13 protein-coding genes and 1 pseudogene are annotated in these 19,720 nt (G+C 43.5%); 5 read left to right on the top strand and 9 right to left on the bottom strand.

What is annotated here, in order from left to right:
- Nucleotides 1-25 precede the first annotated feature (25 nt).
- Nucleotides 26-1,708 carry a glycoside hydrolase family 30 protein gene (locus tag AC27FN_RS01620; RefSeq protein ID WP_487166285.1) on the bottom strand — a complete coding sequence of 561 codons (1,683 nt, stop codon included), beginning with the start codon at nucleotides 1,706-1,708 and terminating at the stop codon, nucleotides 26-28.
- Nucleotides 1,709-1,847: 139 nt separating this feature from the next.
- Between AC27FN_RS01620 and AC27FN_RS01615 the strand changes: the two are divergent.
- Both AC27FN_RS01615 and AC27FN_RS01610 read left to right on the top strand, forming a co-directional pair.
- A pseudogene (locus AC27FN_RS01615) lies at nucleotides 1,848-2,701 on the top strand (aldo/keto reductase).
- 171 nt (nucleotides 2,702-2,872) lie between these two features.
- A complete protein-coding gene (locus AC27FN_RS01610; RefSeq protein ID WP_487166284.1) occupies nucleotides 2,873-3,277 on the top strand; it encodes a DUF2255 family protein in 405 nt (134 codons plus the stop codon).
- An 859-nt stretch (nucleotides 3,278-4,136) separates the two neighbouring features.
- On the opposite strand, the gene AC27FN_RS01605 is transcribed toward AC27FN_RS01610, so the two are convergent.
- The 4 genes from AC27FN_RS01605 to AC27FN_RS01590 all read right to left on the bottom strand — a co-directional run bounded on the left by AC27FN_RS01605 (nucleotide 4,137) and on the right by AC27FN_RS01590 (nucleotide 8,103).
- A complete protein-coding gene (locus AC27FN_RS01605) occupies nucleotides 4,137-5,306 on the bottom strand; it encodes a DUF2075 domain-containing protein (RefSeq protein WP_487166283.1) in 1,170 nt (389 codons plus the stop codon).
- A 104-nt stretch (nucleotides 5,307-5,410) separates the two neighbouring features.
- Nucleotides 5,411-6,622: a hypothetical protein gene (locus AC27FN_RS01600; protein ID WP_487166282.1), complete on the bottom strand. Its 1,212-nt coding sequence runs from the start codon at nucleotides 6,620-6,622 to the stop codon at nucleotides 5,411-5,413.
- 115 nt (nucleotides 6,623-6,737) lie between these two features.
- The gene (locus tag AC27FN_RS01595) at nucleotides 6,738-7,286 is read right to left on the bottom strand and encodes a GNAT family N-acetyltransferase (RefSeq protein ID WP_487166281.1); all 549 of its coding nucleotides are present in this window, start codon (nucleotides 7,284-7,286) and stop codon (nucleotides 6,738-6,740) included.
- Nucleotides 7,287-7,527: 241 nt separating this feature from the next.
- Nucleotides 7,528-8,103, bottom strand: coding sequence for an NAD(P)H-dependent oxidoreductase (locus AC27FN_RS01590; protein ID WP_487166280.1), 576 nt, complete (start codon nucleotides 8,101-8,103; stop codon nucleotides 7,528-7,530).
- A 108-nt stretch (nucleotides 8,104-8,211) separates the two neighbouring features.
- Between AC27FN_RS01590 and AC27FN_RS01585 the strand changes: the two genes are divergently transcribed.
- Genes AC27FN_RS01585 through AC27FN_RS01575 form a run of 3 tightly spaced genes read left to right on the top strand, consistent with a single transcriptional unit; the run spans nucleotide 8,212 to nucleotide 9,617 of the window.
- Nucleotides 8,212-8,574 (top strand): winged helix-turn-helix transcriptional regulator, encoded by a 363-nt coding sequence (locus AC27FN_RS01585; RefSeq protein WP_487166279.1) that lies wholly within the window; start codon nucleotides 8,212-8,214, stop codon nucleotides 8,572-8,574.
- Between the two features lie 60 nt (nucleotides 8,575-8,634).
- Nucleotides 8,635-9,267: an NAD(P)H-binding protein gene (locus AC27FN_RS01580; protein WP_487166278.1), complete on the top strand. Its 633-nt coding sequence runs from the start codon at nucleotides 8,635-8,637 to the stop codon at nucleotides 9,265-9,267.
- Nucleotides 9,267-9,617 carry a MerR family transcriptional regulator gene (locus AC27FN_RS01575; protein ID WP_487166277.1) on the top strand — a complete coding sequence of 117 codons (351 nt, stop codon included), beginning with the start codon at nucleotides 9,267-9,269 and terminating at the stop codon, nucleotides 9,615-9,617. The genes AC27FN_RS01580 and AC27FN_RS01575 overlap by 1 nt, the downstream gene beginning before the upstream one ends.
- A 377-nt stretch (nucleotides 9,618-9,994) precedes the next feature.
- On the opposite strand, the gene AC27FN_RS01570 is transcribed toward AC27FN_RS01575, so the two are convergent.
- From AC27FN_RS01570 to AC27FN_RS01555, 4 genes are all read right to left on the bottom strand, one after another.
- Complete coding sequence (locus AC27FN_RS01570) at nucleotides 9,995-10,285, bottom strand: hypothetical protein (protein ID WP_487166276.1); 291 nt, start codon at nucleotides 10,283-10,285, stop codon at nucleotides 9,995-9,997.
- Nucleotides 10,286-10,315: 30 nt separating this feature from the next.
- Nucleotides 10,316-10,720 (bottom strand): MarR family winged helix-turn-helix transcriptional regulator, encoded by a 405-nt coding sequence (locus AC27FN_RS01565; RefSeq protein ID WP_487166275.1) that lies wholly within the window; start codon nucleotides 10,718-10,720, stop codon nucleotides 10,316-10,318.
- 153 nt (nucleotides 10,721-10,873) lie between these two features.
- On the bottom strand, nucleotides 10,874-11,119 hold the full coding sequence (locus tag AC27FN_RS01560) for a hypothetical protein (protein ID WP_487166274.1): 246 nt from the start codon (nucleotides 11,117-11,119) through the stop codon (nucleotides 10,874-10,876).
- A 22-nt stretch (nucleotides 11,120-11,141) separates the two neighbouring features.
- Complete coding sequence (locus AC27FN_RS01555; RefSeq protein ID WP_487166273.1) at nucleotides 11,142-19,664, bottom strand: MBG domain-containing protein; 8,523 nt, start codon at nucleotides 19,662-19,664, stop codon at nucleotides 11,142-11,144.
- Nucleotides 19,665-19,720 lie beyond the last annotated feature (56 nt).

Below are 19,720 nucleotides of genomic sequence, written 5' to 3'. Positions count from 1 at the left end.
GTCGTTTAACTTCACCACAGCGTTTTTACAGCAAGAGTGACCAGATCTGCCACAATGGCAACAGGGGTAAGATCCAGTGATTCAATACCTGTTTTAACCAATTGCCCACTCGGGATGTCTTTAACGCTGGTGGGGTAGAAATCGTCGTTTGTTGGTCAACGGCCGGTAGACTAACGGCATTAAAAGACTGTGGCGTCAAACGAACTTGGTAGGCTTGATGACCAGATACAACTGTAATTTTCTCAACGTGGCGGTGGCGGTTATTGATCAGGAGTCGAACGCTATGATCTGGTTGTTGAATTGCTGTTTGATCAATGCCAGTAACATTACTGCGGCTCTTGACACTCACCGTACCTGGTTGAACATCGCGACTGACGCGTTTTAAAATATAATAACTTGGGTTAATCACGACTCGTTCATGTGAAGTGCCAGGATGCAACACATTAATCGGTGCACTGCATGGATTAGTGACCTTATGGGTTGGACCACCGGCGCCGTTTAAAACAAGATTCCAATCTAGATAACCAGTTACGTCATGATTGAAATCGTTAATCATGTCGTAACTGTATCGGGCAGCGGGCGTCCAGCTATGCAACCAAACGCCACGTTCTTGAGTTGCTTCTGTTGCCATAATCTGCTGCGTCGGTTCCTGTCGATGAAAAGTAGTTAAATTGGTAAAATTATCGTCCCAGGCGGGCTGCTTGAATAAGTTGCCCAAGGCCATCTGGGGGTCAAGATTCGCGGCATACCAATGGACGCCAATTCCGGTAACGTATTTTTTCACGCCTGGGTGACGATAAAATGCCGTCGTCCACTGATTAAAGCCCATCATGACCGGTTCAGTCTGATTACTGCGAACATAATCCCAGACGATTATTTTGGTAGGTAAACCAGCTTGTCGCAACTTGGGACCTAGATCATGAGTAATGAAGGACGCTGCCTGATCTGGCGACCAGGTCATTGACTCCCATGCTGAACTCGCTTGTAGTTCGTTTTGCAAAGATAGTGTCTCGATATTAATCCCATAAGCACGTTGATTTTGCAAATACTTGACTAAATACGCGGCATAAACCGTCTTCATCGAGGGTTTTAGCTGATTATTGACCAGAAAATCTTGTCCGGCCCGACGTTGACTCACTTTCATCCAAGCAGGTGGTGCCCAAGGAGCCGCTGATAATGCCAGGTGCGGTTGAATCGCTTGAATCTGTTGTAACATGGGCCGGATGTTGCGATTTTCTGCTTTCATTGAAAAATGACGCAAGCTTGGATCTGACTGTTTGGACTCATAATCATAATTAAATGTTGAAAAATCACAGGAGCCGATCGTTAAGCGAACGTTGGTATAGTGGGCACCGGTTGAACTAAAGTAGGCGTGTAAAATTTGTCGACGATGCGCCGGTGTCGTCTGACGCAATACAGCGGCCGCACTATCAGTTAACGCACCACCAACACCGGTCATGTGCTGGCGTCGCTGATGAGGCAAGACTTGAATGTAGCGTGTATTGGCGGGGAGTTGCTTCATTGTGGTGCCATGAACTTGATGAACGCGATCCCGTTGACCAGCCTGGTTGGTTGTTCTCATAGAAGTGGTTAAGTTGGCCGATTTTAAGGGAACGCTTCTTAAAACGTGGGGTCGGACAAGACCTAATACCGCAATTGTTACCACCAATAGTCCGATCATTGTGGCTAGCCAAGGTCGTTTATTCAAGGTGTTCATCTCCTAATCAGTTTTGATATTAGCCAGCATTGCTGGAAATAACTAGGTTTAACTCAGTTTTTAGTCCTTTGTTCGGCACTTAAACTATGGTTTTTGATGCAGTCGTTAATTTACGAAAGGGGTTCATTTTATGAAAACTGTTAGTATTAATGGCAAACAATTGCCATCGATTGGGCTTGGGACCTGGCATATGGGAGACCAAATTGGTCAACGTTCACAAGAACTTGCGGCCTTACAGGCGGGAATTTCCGCCGGTGCTAGCGTCATTGACACCGCGGAAATGTACGGTAACGGACGTTCAGAAAAATTGGTTGGTGAAGCCATTCGCAACATGCAACGCGACAGTTTATATTTAATCTCCAAAGTCTTGCCAGAAAATGCTAGTGCAAAACGACTGCCGCAACGACTAGATCGCTCATTAATGGCGTTAGGCACTGATTACCTAGATTTATATTTGTTACATTGGCGCGGAATGATTCCATTGTCCGAAACCGTTCAGGCCTTAGAGGATGCCAAGCAGGCGGGGAAGATTCGTGCTTGGGGCGTCTCTAATTTTGACGTCGACGATCTTCAGGAATTACTGTCGGTCCCACATGGTGAAAACGTCAGCGCTAACGAAGTCCTGTTCAACTTACAAAATCGTGGACCGTTGTTTGACCTGCTACCATGGCAACAACAGCATCAGCTGCCATTAATTGCGTATTCACCGATCGCTCAAGGGGATCAATTAGGCGGACAATTGCGGCAAAACAAAATCTTACAGACAATTGCGCTCGCACACCAGACAACTGTGTTTACCATCATGTTGGCGTGGGTGGTCGATCACCCGCACCGCAAGTCTTGGCCATTCCGCAAACAAGCCAACGCCAGCATGCGTTGGCTAATGTAGCCGCTGGTGAAATTCAGCTAACGGATCAAGAGCGCCAACAATTAACGGCTGCCTTTCCAACCCCGACCCGCAAACAACCGCTGGCGGTATTGTAGCCGATCATTAATTGCCTAGTTGTTAGTCATGACTTTAGTTTAACAGGCGCAGTGAACAATTGGGGGACTTTGTTTATTGGCGATTCAAGATCTGTCAACTATACTGAGCGTGGCGGCGAAAACTGGATTAAGTAACCAAAAATAATGCAAAAATAAATGGAGGCAACAACTATGACAGATAAGAATTGGACAACCGCGCAGCTAGAAGCTTTTAAATCACTGGATGATTTTCACGTCGCGCCATTCCACGAAGACATGAAAACAACTGGCACACCAACTTATATTTGGTCAGTTGTCGTTGGGGATGGTCTTTACATCCGTGCTGGCTACGGTCAAAAATCACGGTGGTTCGCTGCCGCGAAACAGCAACGGGCCGGTAAAATTGAACTCGGTGGTCAAACTTATACAGTCAACTTTCAGTGGATCCCTGAAACTGATGACGAAACCTTAATGACCAATATTGATCAGGCTTATCAAGATAAGTATGGGGCGAAGGATCAAACCTCAACCAACATTATGATTGCTAAAGAACCTGATGGGCCGCGAACGACGACGGTGCGAATTTTGCCGGCATAGGCTTTTTGCGCTTCACGTGATGACATGTAAACGTCAACGTGAAGCATTTTTTATTAGTATAGGGTTATGGGGCTTGATTGAGTTGAGCTTGATTGAGTTGATATGAAGTGAAAAAAGATGACTCGAACGAAAAAAAAGCAACTTATCGGAAGTTTGTTGACAGATTTTTGTTTCATTGCGCTGGCGATTTGGGCACTACTGACAAAGGCATTAAGTGGATGGCTTATGATCGCTGTGATCAGCGGAATCGTCGTTTTTATCGGTCTCAGTTGTCTAACGATTAGCAAGCTAATGAAACAAGGCAAATATTGAAGCACGTTCTGACTATGATTTGAGATGATACAGTTAATAAGCAGGTAAGTCGGATAAGCTAAATTTTTCGCTGAAACTTTTGTAAGCCATTTTCTGGTTTACATAATATATATTATACTAAGTTGTATTTCGAGCTGATTGCATGCCGACCATCTCTAAAAGCCGTTTACTAAAGTTGCACCCACGTTAACGATGGATAAACTTTAGTAAACGGCTTTTTTCTTTTTTTATTGAATCGAATTCCATTATTTTCTATGTTCAAACACACTTGATCAATTAAAATCTTGTTGATAATTACCGCCGCCATCACTATTAGATCCAAAATAACAACGTGGCTCAATTCTGGCCGACTTAAAATCGGCCATCCATCGTTAACCAACTAAACCCAGCAATTTCGTCAGTTGTCTGTAAATCAACAAATTGAACCGAAAATATTAGCAATAATTGCTACCATTTGCTCCGCGCCGGTAGTTAAAGCGATGTTCGAAATCATCAATAACAATGTCAGCAATTTCCTTTTTCAATTTAATTAACCCATTTTATCAATTCAATTATGCTTCTTCGATAGTTCTGCTAAGCGTGCCCGCAATTGGTCATCGTAGGCCGTTAGATACAGACCGTACTTGCCCCGTTTCATCAATACATTGAGCACATTAGCAATGAACATCTTATATTGTTGCTGAGTGAACTTCATATCCGGTCGTTTTTTAAAAATCTCTTTGTGTGAATATTTATCTGGCAAAATGGTCATCGTATCCGTCTTTTGATCATAACCAAAGGATGGACCAATGATCATGCCGACATAGTTTAGATCGAACCCCTGCAACGTATAAATCGTCCCAACCTGGTTGATCGAATATTCCCGCTTGGCCCAGGGCGTTCGCTGTGGATCCCATTCATCCCATGGTAATGAAAAAGAGTCCATTTCGACATTGTGTCGCCCCTCAACCCGTGGGAAGCCAGAGGTCGCCACCATTCGACTCATGCCAACAGTTTTGTTTTTCGCCTTAATTGCTTCAAACATCGCGCCAGCAGTGTCAAAAAACTGGTAATCAAACGGCGGTTGTTCTGGAAACGGCTGTAATGGTCGTTGGGCGGTTAAATCATCGATCCATTTAACCTGCTTCTCAGTGGCCACCATTCGATACTGAAAATTCAGATCAAATTGTTTGAACGGATGCTGCCCAATGGTTTTGAATAACAGATCTTTGGACCAGTACATTTTGGATTGAAAGACTTGGTCGAAATCGTAAACGACTACGACGACTTTGGCTAAATTAATCAGATCTGTGAGCTGATTTTGTCCGCGATAATGTGCGTAGGGTTCAGATTTTGAGTATAACAAATGTGCTTCATCCACAAAAATCACATCGTAGTGTTGATGTTGCTTTTGCGCCTCATTAATTAAGGACGTTGGTCGGCGAATATCACGAAGGTTAATCCCCGCAATGCCAGTCGCTAAATCACGATAGGCTTTGTAGAGTTCGGGATGATTAACGACCAACGCACTTTTATAACGGCCGTCAGCGAGATATTGTTTGACCAAGTCCATCAAAACAACGGACTTCCCTGTCCCAGCTGCCCCTTGAATGATCGCCACAGCGTGCTCAGAGCCAGGCAAAGATTGTCCAATATAGTTGTTTATCTCTTTGATCGTGTGCTGTTGTTCATTTGAAAGTTCAGAAACTAAAAATTGTTCTGCCAAAATTTCGTTCATATCAATATAAGTCCAATTCTAATTTGATTGTTTAAGCGATTAAAAACGACCTCAGCGTTTGTCTTATGCCAAGGTCGAAATTACACGACTCGTTTACACGTTGATTATTTTTTAAACCACTGTCGGATTCGTTGCCACCAAGTTAACTTATCAGCAACTTTAGCCGCATTATTGGCAACCCGCGACTCAGATGTGTGCCGTAAGCTATGCCGCAAGCTTTGGGCTGCTAAAATTTGCGTCTCCGTCAGTGGTTCACCACGTTGACCCACCGGCATCGTCCACGCTGCCGTACTATTGAGGGGACGCAAAATTTCTGGGAGTACCTGTAATGTTGGGTGGACGGTGGCAACCGATCCATTAACCTCCAGACTAAGACGAACATCATAAGTTCCCGGCAATTGGTGATTCGCCGTCGGATCCAGATAAGTCATCGCCGTCCAGCGGGTTCGGTCACGACCATTTTGATCACGTGCTAGCGCGACGTAACGAGCTGGAATGGGATCGCCGTCGCCGACGACAATAATTTGATTATGAGCCGTTAATTCAAAAATGTTTTCATAAGCGGTTCGATGAATGGATTTCCCATGATCTGTATAGGAAATTTCCACCGGATAACGTCCAGCACGATTCCAGTCAACGGCTGACATATCAACAACCGCCTTTTCAGCCGGAATTAAACGCCCATCTGCATCGCATAAAGTCCGAATAAACCGTTCGGAATTTGTTTTAGGTCCATTAACATAAGTCGTCTGATTGGCTGTGATAATTGAGACTAAATTAGGCAAAAGCTGGAGAACTTGATGAGCAGCAGCAGTAATACCATTGACGGTGTAGGTTAACATCGCTCCGTAGCGATTACCGGGCTGGAAACTAGCCACGGGTTCATCAAACACCAGTTGAACGTTTTGACGTGCATCAGGATGTCCAGGATCCACTAATTCACTAACAAACTCACTGCTGACTGGCAAGGATTCACCAGCATGAATCGTCACATCACGACCGGCCAGCGAAAATAGATGTAAGTGAGCGGTCGCGGACACTGTTTTCCCCGGATTAGCATATTGTAAGTTAATGCGATAATTGTCCGGGCGATCCCAGTTGATATTGCTGAGATCAACACTGACTTGGTTGGGATCAATTGCCTGACCGGTTGCATCAAACACCGCTTTCACAAAACTTGTTTTGTTCAGACGCGGACCGCCAACATAACTTGTTTGATCGTTGGCAATGACCGTTGCTTGATTCGTGATAACTCGCAATTGATTAGGCAATTCGGCATCAGCTTGTTCGGTTTGTTTTTGATGTGGATCAATCATGTGAGTCACCTCGAATAAGTTGCGGTCATTGACCGTTTGAAAATATTAAATATTTGCTAAGACCATTGTACTCAATTACGGCGTCAATGACTAGGGGCTTCCCACTGAATCCGATTTATTCGTGCGCCTCCCACTCGTTTTCTAGTGTTGAAAAGAGGACTAGACTTCGAAATTCATGGTTCACTAACACATGATCACGAAGCACGCCCTCTTGTTGCATTCCTAATCGTTGGGCAACCGCTTGGCTCGGATAATTGTCAACATCAGCGCTTAGCATAATCTTGTGGAGATTTAATTCATCAAAGCCGATTGTCAGTAAACGATTGACTGAGCGAGTCATGACGCCATGACCCTGGGCTTGGGCTTTCAACCAATACCCAACTTCGGCATGGTGCTGTTCATGATCAATATGATGTAAATCAATACAGCCAACTGGTAAGCCATCGATGACAATCGTCAATGGTAGCATTTCATTGCTGACAAATTTCTGACGTGCATACCGAATGAATTTCAGCTCATCAGCAACCGTCTGTGTCGCATCAGCCCACGGCATCCATCTTCGGAGTTGCTGACGATCTTGCTCGATAATGTCAAAAAGATAATCCGCATCTTCCTCAGTCATGAGTTTAAGTGCCAGATGCGCGTCTATTTGGTGTGTAAACATAAGCTTAGCCTCCGATAGCCATCCACGAAATTAATTGAGTTCAATTAATCACAACTTTTTGTTTGATAGTTTCTAATTTACCACAAATGCTCAATGATAATCATTCGTATTTAGGCCAGTTGACCACAAAAAGGCACTTCACATGAGGTGAGTGCCCTTCCAAACTGGTTTAATTCACATAGAAATATGATAAGCACAATCAGATGTTGGCTCATTTCAGGGGCCTAACATCCCTTTTAGCCTAAATTTTATCAATGACTGACTCCAAGTAGCTCGAACTATCGGCATGATCATGATGAATCGTGTCATAATGGAACCACCGAATTGATTGATGACCAATTCCGAGATCTTTAAAAATAACATTGATCAATGTACTTTCAACATTAGCAGCGTTGATTTGCTGGAAATGTTTCTTAGATAATCCCGCGGTCGTCAATACTGTTGCGCGTTTAATATTGGTTAGTTTCCCAGTTAACAGCCCATTATCGTCCGAATCGTAAGAAACGTTCGGCAACATGACTCGATCAAGAAAACCTTTTAACATAGCAGGTAGACCATACCACCAGATAGGAAAAATTAAGATTAATTCATCTGTTTTAGCTAACGCTGCTTGATATTTTTCGACGAGTGGATCGGTTGAAATACCTTGATTGTAATTATACAAATCCTGCGACGATAATACTGGGTTGAACGAATCTGCGTAAAGATTCAACACTTGATAATCGTCTTGGTTTTCCTTAAACTTGCCGGTGATTTCATTTAACAAGGCGTGATTTAAACTGCCTTCATACGGATGAGCATAGACAATTGTTTTCAATAAAAATGTCCTCCCTAAATTTGATAAGAAAAATATCTCATATCAAATAATGTCGAACAAGTACGCAATTTATTGTAAGTAACTTACCTAAAGGAGAGTAATACCGTTATGTCTAACGAATTTAAGGACTGCCTTTTACCGGCAGGATTAAGCCAAACTGGCTTTAGCTACACACTTAATGAGATTAGGGGCAAATATAAAGTCAGGATTTTATATCTCCTAAGTATTAACGGCACCTTACGCTTCAATGAATTAAAACACGCCGTCAAATCAATTAGTTTTAAATCGTTAACCAATGCTTTGCAAGATTTAACTAATGATCACCTGATTACCCGCCACCAGTTTCCAGAAATTCCGCCGCACGTCGAATATCAATTATCTCCCCGGGGAGAGTCCTTGCTTCCTGTCCTGGATGCAATCTGTCTGTGGGGTGAAAAACATCAACCGTCAGCTAAGGAAAATCGTTCTTGACTTAAAGTTCACTTGAGGGTGTACGCTAGCCATATCCTAGTAAAAGAAGGTCATCAAATTATGAATGTTTTAGTCGTGGGCGCCACTGGGCGTAATGGAATAGCGGTCGTTAAACAACTGCAAACTCAGGGACATCATGTTATTGCAGCCGGTCATAATCCGGTCAAATTGGCGAATATATCAGCCGTTGAACGGGTGGCCATCGATTTAGTGAATGAAAATGTTTCAACTTTAGTCAAAAAAATGCCCGGAAACATTGATGCGCTCATTTTTACCGCTGGCGCAAGCCAATCTCGGCCACAAGATGCCGTTTGGATCGATTTAGATGGTGCCGTAAAAATGATGGATGTTGCTCGTCAACTTAATATTCCCCAATTTATTATGGAGTCGGCTGCCGGCGCAGGATCTCGATCAACTTTTGATGTTTATGATATTCCTTTATATTACGTTACTAAATATTATGCTGAGCGAATTTTAAAGAGTTGTGGACTAATTTACACAATCGTTCGACCAGCAATATTGACCGATCAAGCACCCAGCCATACTGCTGGTTTAGCAAACGAGATGCCACAGATCTCGCGGGCCGATGTCGCCGAAGTTCTTGTTGATGCACTGACCAACGAAAATTTCAAAAATAAATCATTTGATTTATTTGCTGGCACGACACCGCTACAGCTATTGGAGCCTAAATAATGAAAATTCAAACTGCCGCTGAGCTAACTGCCCTAACTGTTTCCACGATTCGCTACTATGATTCAGAGGGACTTCTATGTACTATTCCACGAGATGCCAATGGCTTTCGCGAATTTCGTGACATTGATGTTAAATGGCTTCAAAACATTGAGTTGCTGCGAGAGGGCGGTGTTTCGATTACCACACTAAAGAAAATTGCCCAGTTGAATCATAACGATCCAGAGCTTCGCAATAAACGGGCGATGCTATTAACTGATGAACTGAGGAAGCTCGAACAACGAATAATAAAACTACAGCAGGCTGAACGAATGTTAAAAGATGAAATCGCCAGTCCTACATTCGTGGATTGATCAATTTGGAGTTAACCAAAGGCATGGCCCCCAACTAATCAGAATCGTCTTGCGTCAGTTATATTTAAAACAGTTCCACGCACGTCCAGCCCAGCCTTTTGTAGTATTAAATGTAACGAAACTAGCTTTTATTCCCTGCTAAGATGATTCATAAAGGCCTGCCAGATTTATAATTTGCTTGTCAACGATGAGATAAAATGAACACAAAAGCACCTCAACCAACTAGGTCGAGGTGCTTTAATCAATTACATTTAGGCCTGTTCATCATGAAAAAGGCGCTTCACATTAGGTGAGTGCCTTTTCAAACCACATATACAGCATATATAACCCATGCTGACATCTCAGCACCATATTGATAACCGTCTTCCCAAACCCATTTACCGTCGGCTATTAATTTCCGATGGTTGACCAGAAACGTATCGATCAAAGAGCAAAGTTAATCGTTCAGCTACTGGCGTTGATTCTTCTGATAACGTTTCGGCATGATTAAATCGTCTGATTGTATGCTCGAACTGCCGGCAAAAATCCTCAAAGTGGGCTTGCTCATGAAAGAAAATACTAATGAAGCCTTCTCCTTGATATAAATCATCAGCGTACCCAATCATTTCAGGTGCTAAGATGCGTAGCCAATCAAAATCTTTAATTGGTAACTTAACAATAGCTGACATTTTTCTACTCCCCATCATTTCTAGTTATATTTATTGAGCTTTTAACTCTTGTATTTCTGTTCCCTCAGTTCGACTTAATAAATTGACTTGCTCAAAGCCACGACTGATAACTTCGCGAATTTGAAGATCATATTTTTCTAGCAATTTGTGTCCTGCTTCTGTACTGGTGATATTAATTCTTCGTCGATCCGTCTCGTCATGGTTGATAACAATGAGCTTTTGTGCCAGCAATTCTTTTAAATTAGATGAACACGTCGTCGGTGTAATATGCAAATCTCTACTGACTTTTAGAGACGTCAACGAATCCCCTTCATTATTTCTGATATAGCTCAAGATACTAAAGGCGATAATTCGTAAGCCACTAACTCTCGATACTTGATTACGAATTATTTTCATTTCTTTCTCGATATCTTCAAATCGTGTAAACTCATTCATTATGGCTGCTCTCCCCTAAGGTCTCTTATTAATTATCATTTGCATGTTTTGAAAAAGAAGCTTCAACAGTTAATCAGCTGTTGGAGCTTCTCAAAGTTAATGAATCGATCGTCCAATCCATGAACAACTCCGTAATTTTAAAGTCTTGCTTGGTTAAACGATTCCAAATGGATCTACAAAATTAGGATTTACCTGGGACAAATCTGGTTGCCATTGATGATCGTTAGCAACCCATTGATAATTTGCGCTAAGCGTCACCTCGTGGCTAACTTCATCTGTCTTTGTCACGATGATAAGACCATGATCAAATTCACTACGGTAAACTTCACCATCTTTTGCTTCGATTAAGTCGCGTTTCTGTAATGTAAATTTACTGAGATCAATTGCTGTCATATCCATAAATTAGTTTTTCACCTCTTAATTATCGTTTACGTCGTTTGCCCAAAAGTCCCAATAATCCCAAACCACTTAACAAAGTCATCCACCCAGTTAATTCTTCATTTGTAGCCGCTGAAGTATGTGGTAGCTCATTACTTACTGAAGCACCTGCGGACGTATCAGCCACTGTCTCAAGCGACTTCTTAGAGCCTGCATTATCCAGGCCGTTTTCGGAAGCGTCTTCAATGCGGTCTACCCGGGTGTTCTCTGTGGCACTGGTCTTGTTCTCAACAGCCTGATTATCATTTGGTAAAATCGGCTGTTGTCCGACTTCGATGGTGAAAATTCCCGATTTGGTCGTAACCTGATAATTTTGATTTTCATCATCCACAGCCTTCACACCAATTACATAAACACCAGCCATTTCTCCGCTAGCTCTTAAAACCGTGTATTTTGGCTGAACGCCAGCCGTTGGTTTGCCAACAATAGTTGCCGTTAATTCTGGATCATCCTCACCCTGAGCTTTATGCTGATTAGCGGCAATGATTGTAATGGATACTGGCTCAATCGTGACAACACCAGCGGTAACCGCCGATTTATTCAATGTGAAGTTTGGATTGGCTGCGTTAATTTTAGCAATTCCATGATCATTTAATGTTACAGAATATTGACCAGCATCAACACCAACGTTCGTCCAGTCGAAATCTGCTGCTGAAAGTACTGGTACAGTTGCTCCATTTGTTAATGTAACCTGAGGCAGCGCCTCAAAATGATTCGTTCCATCATAGGATTTATTAATGGTTGAGATTGTGGCAGAAGTCGTCTTAACCGGCTTCGTACTAATTTCAAGCTGTCCTGAGACGGTCTTGATCACATAATTAAGATTGGCAGCCGGATCAACGACAACATTAACTGCATACAAACCAGGAGTTTCACCAGATACACGTTCAATTTTATAGATTGGTTTGGTACCCGCAGCCGGTTGACCCTCTATCTCTGCAGTAAAAGTTGGATCAGATGTACCTGTCTGTTTACTTTGATCATGAACTTTAATTGTTATTGGAGCACGGGTAATGGTCAACCTACCAGCTGAGATATCATCCTGACTCAAAGATTTTCCAGGATTAGCGGCAAGAATCGCGGCAATTCCTGACTCACTCAGAGTGACTTGGTATTCTCCAACATTTCCATTAACCAAACGCCAAACATAATCATTGACCCCCAATTGTGGCAACGTTGCCTGCCCACTTAAAGTCAATGACGGAACTATCTTGAAGGTGCTCAACCCGTCATATACTTTACTAAGTGAGCCAACGATCGCATGCAAAGCAACGACTGGCGCTGACTTGATGGTAAATGTTCCTTTATTCTTGGTGATTTCATAATTCTGATTTTCTTGTGGGCTCGTTTGAACGGTAATCAAATAGGTGCCGAGAACTTCCCCACCTTGCCGACTGAGCACATAATCGAGCTGGTTTCCGTCTGCTGGTAAACCGGTAACTTGCGCCGTCAAGTTTGGTTCAGTCTCACCCACAAACTTACTTTGATTTTCCGGTGTGATGATCACATGGGCCTTATTAATTTGAATGTGTCCGCTGATAACATCGGTCATTGTAAGTTTTTCATCGGGATTGCTGGCATTAATCTTAGCTAACCCAGTATTGCTTAACGTAACCTCATACTCTCCCGCATCCTTACCGACAGCTTTCCAATCAAAATCCTGTGTCGCTAAAGTTGATAAGCGCTTTCCGTTTGACAACTCGACAGTCGGTACCTCAGTGAACGCCGCGTTGCCATCGTAATCCTTGGCTAGATCACCAATCTTCGCGGTAATTATTCGCGGTACCACCGTCATTATTCCTGACTTAGTCGTTAAGACATAGTTAGAATTAGCTGATTGATCAGCCTCAATCAGGATATGATATTGACCAACATGGTCGCCACTTTCTCGATTAATCGTAAAACTTGGCTTTACTCCAGCTTCGGGAACTCCTGAAACCATTGCAATTAATTCTGGGTCAGCATCACCGGCAATCTTGGTGGCATTATTAGCAACAATCGAGACCAACGCCGGAGTGATTGTTACTGAACCTGCGGTAATTTGATCGCTGGTAAGCAGCATATCGGGGTTAGCAGCCAATATTTTGGCCAGACCTTGTGAACTCAGACTTACCATATATTTACCCACATTTGAGCGAATATGTTGCCAATCAAAATCATTTTTGTTAAACGTCGGTACATTTTCAGCGCCTAACAATTGCACATCTGGCACAGTATTGAAAACAGGCGTGCCATCGTAAATTTTCGATAGGGACCCGATCGTGGCCGTTAATGCTTTCTGTACAATAGATAAATTTCCTGGCTGTGTCGTAATTTGATAATTGGGATTGTCAGCTGCGTCCGCATGAAGTTCAATTTCATATTGGCCGACTGTTTCTCCGGCAACACGACTTACCGTATAAATAAGTCGTTCGCCCGCCGCCGGTAATCCATCGATTTTGACATTCAAAACTGGATCAGTATCACCAAATGTCTTAGTTTGGTCGATTGCGTTGATCGTTACTGGTGCTGGAGTGATCGTTACCTCTCCGGGATTTATTGCTTGGATATTCAAACTAATATGATCATTTTCTGCAATAATTTTCGCTCTACCAGCGGCACTGAGCGTGATTGAATAGTCCCCAGCTGCTGCATTCACTTTTGACCAATCAAAATCTGCCCTAGTTAGTTCAGGCAACTTAATCGCACTAGTTGTCGAAATTGCAGGCAACTTTGCAAAGTCGGTCGTGCCGTCATACGTCTTTTTTAACGAACCAACGGCAATATCAACGGCCTGAACGGGCTGAGCGTTAATCACCAAATGGCCAATGTGGGTCGTAATGGCATAATTACGATTAAGCACCTGGTCAACGCTAACTGTGATCTGATAAGTTCCAACAGTTTCACCGCTTACACGACTAAGCGTGTACTTAACTTGCTTTCCATGCTCAGGTTGTCCAGTAATTGTTGCACTCAATTCAGGATCAGTCTGGCCAACGCTTTTAAACTGATCATCAGCACTGATTGATACTGGTGCGCGGGTAATGGTTACTTGGCCGCCTTTAACATCTTGTTCAGCTAAGCTAACTTGAGCGTTAGCCGCTAAAATGGCATTTATTCCCTGTTCATTTAGCGTCACAGTATATTGCCCAACGTTTGGTTCAACATCCGTCCAGTCAAAATCAGTTTGAGTCAGTTCTGGAACTTTGGCGCCATCGCTTAATGAAACTTTTGGTAAATCTGTAAACGTAGTCGTGCCATCATACTGCTTGGTAATAGGTTGGACAGCTGCAGAGATCGGCTGCTTAGGTGCATCGACAATGGTTAAAAAGCCAGATTTTGTTAAGATGTCATAGTTTGGATTATCAGTGCTCAACGCGTTAACCGTGATGGCGTATTGTCCAACAGTTTCGCCATTAGATCGGCTGAGGTGATAAACTACTGCTTGCCCCAAACGCGGCAAACCACTGACACTGGCTGTGAAAGTAGGATCTTTTTCACCAAATTTTTTGGTTACATCGTTGGCAGACACTGTAACTGATGCGCGGGTTATGATGACCTGTCCAGCAGTTACGTCATCCGTACTTAATGAAGTGTCTGGATTCTTCGCAACGATTGCTGAGCGACCCGCCTCATTTAATGTCACTGTTGTTGTTCCCGCCTCAGCACTAACTGTTGTCCAGTCAAAGTCAGCTTTACTTAAATTATCGACAATCTGACCGTTAGATAACTTTACAATCGGTAATTGATCAAAATCATTTGTTCCATCATAAATTTTTGTAAGATTCCCCACCTGGGCCGTTAATTTTTGAATTGGTTTTGGCGTAATCGTTAATTTACCAGGGATCGTTTCCACCAAATAATTGGGATTATCTTGAACGGTAGCGACAATCGAAATATCGTAGGTTCCGGCTGTCTCACCGTCTACTCGAGTCACTTGATAAACGACTTGATCACCATGATCTGGCTGACCGGTAACGCTAGCGGTTAATAAGGGATCCGGCGTACCAATCTGTTTGACCAAGTTATCGGCTGTAATTGTGATAGGTGCTTGGCTGATTCGGACTAAGCCAGCTTCCACTCGATCAGCGGCTAACACTAAGCCTGGGTTAGCCGCGTTAATCGCAGCGATCCCAGCTGCATTCAGCTCAATCTGATATTGGCCCGCAGCCGCGCTAATCTTTTTCCAACTAAAGTCAGTTGAAGCTAATTTTGGCACTTGACCGTTGTTTGTGAGTGTCACGCTAGGAAGTTGATCGAAATCAGCAGTTCCGTCATAAACCTTATTTAAGCCGCCCACCGAAGCTGAAATAGCTTGTTGTGGGGCCGCTTCAATAGACAAATAACCAGATTTTGTCGTAATGAAATAATTAGGATTATCAGCGGCCGAAAAAGTTATGGTGATCAGATAGGTTCCTGCCGCTTCACCGCTTGTTCGTGACACCGTGTATACCGGTGTCACGCCATCAACTGGCTTATTTTCGAGCGAAACGGTTAGCTTCGGATCCGCATCGCCAACAATCTTGACAGAATCATTGGCAATAATCGTAATTGGTGCTTGGACAATCGTAGCCTTGCCCTCAGTCACGCTGGCGGCCGTTAAAATATCATTCGTGTTCGCCGAATTAATCTTCCCGATACCCGATTCATTTAAGGTTACCGAATAGCTGCCGACTTCATTTTTGATTTCTTTCCAGCTGAAATCGTCTTCGGTCAATTTTGGCAATACTGCCCCGTTAGTCAATGTTACAGCTGGCAACTGAGCAAATAGTGTCGTGCCATCGTAGGTTTTGATAATCTGCCCGACGGTTGCCTGAATCGACTGCTGGGGGATAGCGGTAATCTTAAACGAAGCCGCCTTCGTGGTAATCTCATAGTTTGGATTATCACTTAACGAGGCCGTAACCGAGATCACATAGGTACCGATGGTCTCACCACTGACACGTGTCACGCGGTAGACCGGCGTCACACCCTGAAGTGGTTTGCCAGTGAGAGAAGCTGTCAATGTCGGATCGGCTTGACCTAATTGTTTGGCAGCGTTGTTAGCACTTATTAATAATGGCGCTTTATTGATCGAAATCTTGCCGGCGGTAATCGCTGAGGTGGTTAAATTGACTCGTGGATTTGATGCTATAATTTTGGCAATTCCAGTTTCACTTAGAGTCACTTGGTAATCGCCTACGTCAGATTTAACATCCGACCAATTAAAGTCAGTCTTATTCAGTGGTGGCAGAACTGCCCCTTGTGACAAACTCACGCTGGGCAGCTTGTCAAATGTATTGGTTCCGTCATATGTTTTACTGAGGTTACCGATTGTCGCGGTGATATCTTGTCGCGGCGCTTCAGTGATAGTTAGTTTTCCCTCAACAGTTTTGATGAGGTAGTTAACGTTATCTGACGATTTAGCCGTTAAATGAATGGTATATGAACCGACAGCTTCACCCGGATCTCGTTGTAACTGGTAAACAGGTGCGACACCAGCGACCGGGACATTTGCTTTTGTCACCGTAAATGTTGGATCCGCCTGGCCAGCAACTTTTGTTTGACCATCGGCGGTTAGCGTTATTGTGACTGGTTCGATAACAGCTTGACCAGCCGTCACACCACTCGAAGTTAAAGTAAAGTTGGGGTTGGCTGAAATAATCTTACTTATACCACTGGTATTCAGCGTCACAGTATATTGCCCAACTGTTGCCTTAACGTTGTGCCAATCAAAGTCTTCAGCTGAAAGCTGCGGGAGTGAGGCACCATTGCTTAACTTCACCGTTGGGACCTGTAGGAACGTACTCGTGCCATCGTAATCCTTTGAAATGGAACCAATTGACGCTGTAATGTCTTGCTTTGGCGCTGCTTCAATCGTCAATTTTCCGCTGTGGGTTGTCACGGTATAGTTCGGATTATTCGCTGCAACTAAGTTAATGGTAATCGGATAGATTCCGACATTTTCTCCGGTACTGCGAGTTAGAGTATATTTCAATTCGGCACCATTGGTCGGTTGCCCACTTATGGTTGTTGTAAAAGCTGGGTCAGTTTGACCAACCGACTTAACGGCGTCATTAACGGTGATTGTAATAGGTTGTTTTGCGACGGTTACTTTTCCGGCAACAACATTAGCTGCGATCAAAGTCATAGTTGCATTTGCGGCGTTAATCTTACTCAAACCATTAGTACTGAGAGTGACAACATACTGACCAGCGTTGGCACTTGCTTGACTCCAATCAAAGTCGCTTTGCCCTAGCGTTGGAACGATTGCACCATCCGACAAGCTTACAGTCGGCAAATCGAAATTTTCCAAACCATCATAGATCTTAGAAACAGCCCCAATTGTCGCTTGGATACTCTGTTGCGGAGCTGCCGTGATGGTTAAACTCCCAGGATTACGGTTAACAATGTAATTTGGATTATCACTGGCGGTTGTGTTTACCGTAATCTCATAAACTCCAGGAGTTTCACCCGCTTTACGAGTAACTCGATAAATTGGTGGCACACCTTTAGTAGGAACACCGGTGATCTTAACCGACCAGTCTGGATCTGCTGCGCCGGCAACTTTCGTTTGATTAAACGGTGTAATCGTAATCGATGTCGGATTAATAATATAGTGAGCACCAACTACATCACTAGCAGCCAGCGTCTTCCCAGGATTAGCTGCTAAGATAGCTGCGATACCCGTTGCATTTAGTGTAATTGCGTATTCCCCAGCATTAGCTTGAATGTTGCTAAAATCGAAATCAGCAGATGTTAAGGCTGGTACAATCGCATCATTATTCAATGTGACTTTTGGTAACACTGGTACAGCCGTGGTTCCGTCATATGACCGCCAAGCATCGGCAACGGTGGCCTTTAAGGTCTGTGATGGTGTTGCCCCCGTATACGTATAGTGATTCACGACAATTTGCATTTTTGCCGCTACATTATTCGCCGCATCTGCGTGCACATTCTGATATTCACTCTCACCGGTTGAATATGTCGTTTGAGTGAACGTATAATTTGGAATTTCCGCCGGTGTGTTAGGAATTTGCTGTGCATCAGAGACAAAAAGCTGATCATATGTCCCAGAAACAACGTTGGCAGTCACTTCTAAGTAATGGCCAGTCACGGATTTGCCTGTAACTGGATCAACTGGTAGACCGTCGTCACCCAAATAATTTCCTGCCGGCAAACCTGGCTGACTAATCGGTTGAATGAGATGTCCGTTCTGATCTACATTAACGACAACCGCAACGGACTCTCCCTGAAAGGATCGCTGATCAGAGCCTGGTGCATCTGCAAGTACCCCCCACTGGTTTCGTTGCCTAAAAATATTCATCAGTATAGCGGCATAGTACAGCGTGTCCTTTACATCACTGGCAGCATAGGCATTTTGCATCGCTTTAACGTATGGTACGAATAAATCATAGAAAGTTCGATTTGATCCAACATACATGACATCGGACTGTGATTGACTGATATCATAGCTGATACTTGGCATTTGCAAATAGCCTAAGATTCGTGCAACCGCAGTTTGTGCGAGTACCCCTAATGGATCCACGATCGCTCTAAACTGATTCGTCAGTCCCTGATTAGCGAGATCCTCGACAAACTTTTGATATAGATCTGGGTGATTCGTATTTACAACAAGATCACCATAAGCATCAAGTTCTGCACTGATGCCAGTTGGAAGACTAATCTTCTGAAAGCCACTCTGTGCCCGACGACGTTGTTCGGCCCGAACACCATTTAAGTCGAGGGCTGCTAGCGTTGTCATTTGACGTAGTTCAGAAAGTATATTGTCCTGTATTCGCCTCATATCCGTTAAGGGAGAAAGATTGAGTGCCACAGATTTTTCAGTCATCGTTGGCATTATGGTACGCGCCAAAATCGTGATTTGATCAAGTTCTTGCTGTTGATGCTGGGCTAATGCAGTTAATGCCTCATCATCAACTATTTGATCATCTGGATTAGCATCCGCATCCTGCTTTGCTTGTTGTAAAACCTGTTTTCCGGCCAGTACTGTCTGCTGAGCAGTTGACAGAATCGTTTCACTATTGGTCTGAGTTGTTGTCTCACTTGGTGTCGCGTCTTTTGATGTAGTATCACGCTCTTCTATAACCGATGGGTCAGTTTCCTTATCGTTGGTTGGCTTTGGCGCAGGTCTTGACTCATCAGCTGAAGCTGTCGCCACTGCTTTACTCGTATTTGTAGTTATTTGCCCCTCTTCACTTGACTTAGTTAAGCCTTCAGCGTTTTTATTCGCTGATATTGAAGGATTATCAGCAACCGTCGCGATTGGATCCATCTGAGCACTTGGAACTGTTTTAGCTTCGATCAATGATTCGTCGCTAGTCTGCTTAGATTGATCTAACAAGCTTACCGAGGGGTTAGAAATACCGCTGTTATCCGTATCCGCTTGGCCGACCTGCCGCATTCCAATAATGATAGCGATGGCAGAGACGCCGGCGACAACCCATTTTTTCCCCTGCTTATATAGCTTAAAATGAGTTACCTGTTCCCCTAGAATTCTTACTTGTTCATACCCAAATTTTTTCATGTTACTCCCCTCATAACTAATGGTTTTAAATTTGTTCTATGTACAACGGTGACAGC

Source organism: Furfurilactobacillus sp. W61-4, from assembly GCF_057545565.1.
Note: the sequence above shows the minus strand (reverse complement) of the source record. Positions and strands in the feature narration are given on the sequence as shown.

What these genes read in the sequence shown, in the direction of transcription:
- AC27FN_RS01575 (WP_487166277.1), top strand. Translation starts at nt 9,267, where the DNA reads ATGAAAATTCAAACTGCCGCTGAGCTAACTGCCCTAACTGTTTCCACG.
- AC27FN_RS01565 (WP_487166275.1), bottom strand. Translation starts at nt 10,720, where the DNA reads ATGAATGAGTTTACACGATTTGAAGATATCGAGAAAGAAATGAAAATA.
- AC27FN_RS01560 (WP_487166274.1), bottom strand. Translation starts at nt 11,119, where the DNA reads ATGGATATGACAGCAATTGATCTCAGTAAATTTACATTACAGAAACGC.
- AC27FN_RS01605 (WP_487166283.1), bottom strand. Translation starts at nt 5,306, where the DNA reads ATGAACGAAATTTTGGCAGAACAATTTTTAGTTTCTGAACTTTCAAAT.
- AC27FN_RS01570 (WP_487166276.1), bottom strand. Translation starts at nt 10,285, where the DNA reads ATGTCAGCTATTGTTAAGTTACCAATTAAAGATTTTGATTGGCTACGC.
- AC27FN_RS01595 (WP_487166281.1), bottom strand. Translation starts at nt 7,286, where the DNA reads ATGTTTACACACCAAATAGACGCGCATCTGGCACTTAAACTCATGACT.
- AC27FN_RS01555 (WP_487166273.1), bottom strand. Translation starts at nt 19,664, where the DNA reads ATGAAAAAATTTGGGTATGAACAAGTAAGAATTCTAGGGGAACAGGTA.
- AC27FN_RS01610 (WP_487166284.1), top strand. Translation starts at nt 2,873, where the DNA reads ATGACAGATAAGAATTGGACAACCGCGCAGCTAGAAGCTTTTAAATCA.
- AC27FN_RS01580 (WP_487166278.1), top strand. Translation starts at nt 8,635, where the DNA reads ATGAATGTTTTAGTCGTGGGCGCCACTGGGCGTAATGGAATAGCGGTC.
- AC27FN_RS01585 (WP_487166279.1), top strand. Translation starts at nt 8,212, where the DNA reads ATGTCTAACGAATTTAAGGACTGCCTTTTACCGGCAGGATTAAGCCAA.
- AC27FN_RS01600 (WP_487166282.1), bottom strand. Translation starts at nt 6,622, where the DNA reads ATGATTGATCCACATCAAAAACAAACCGAACAAGCTGATGCCGAATTG.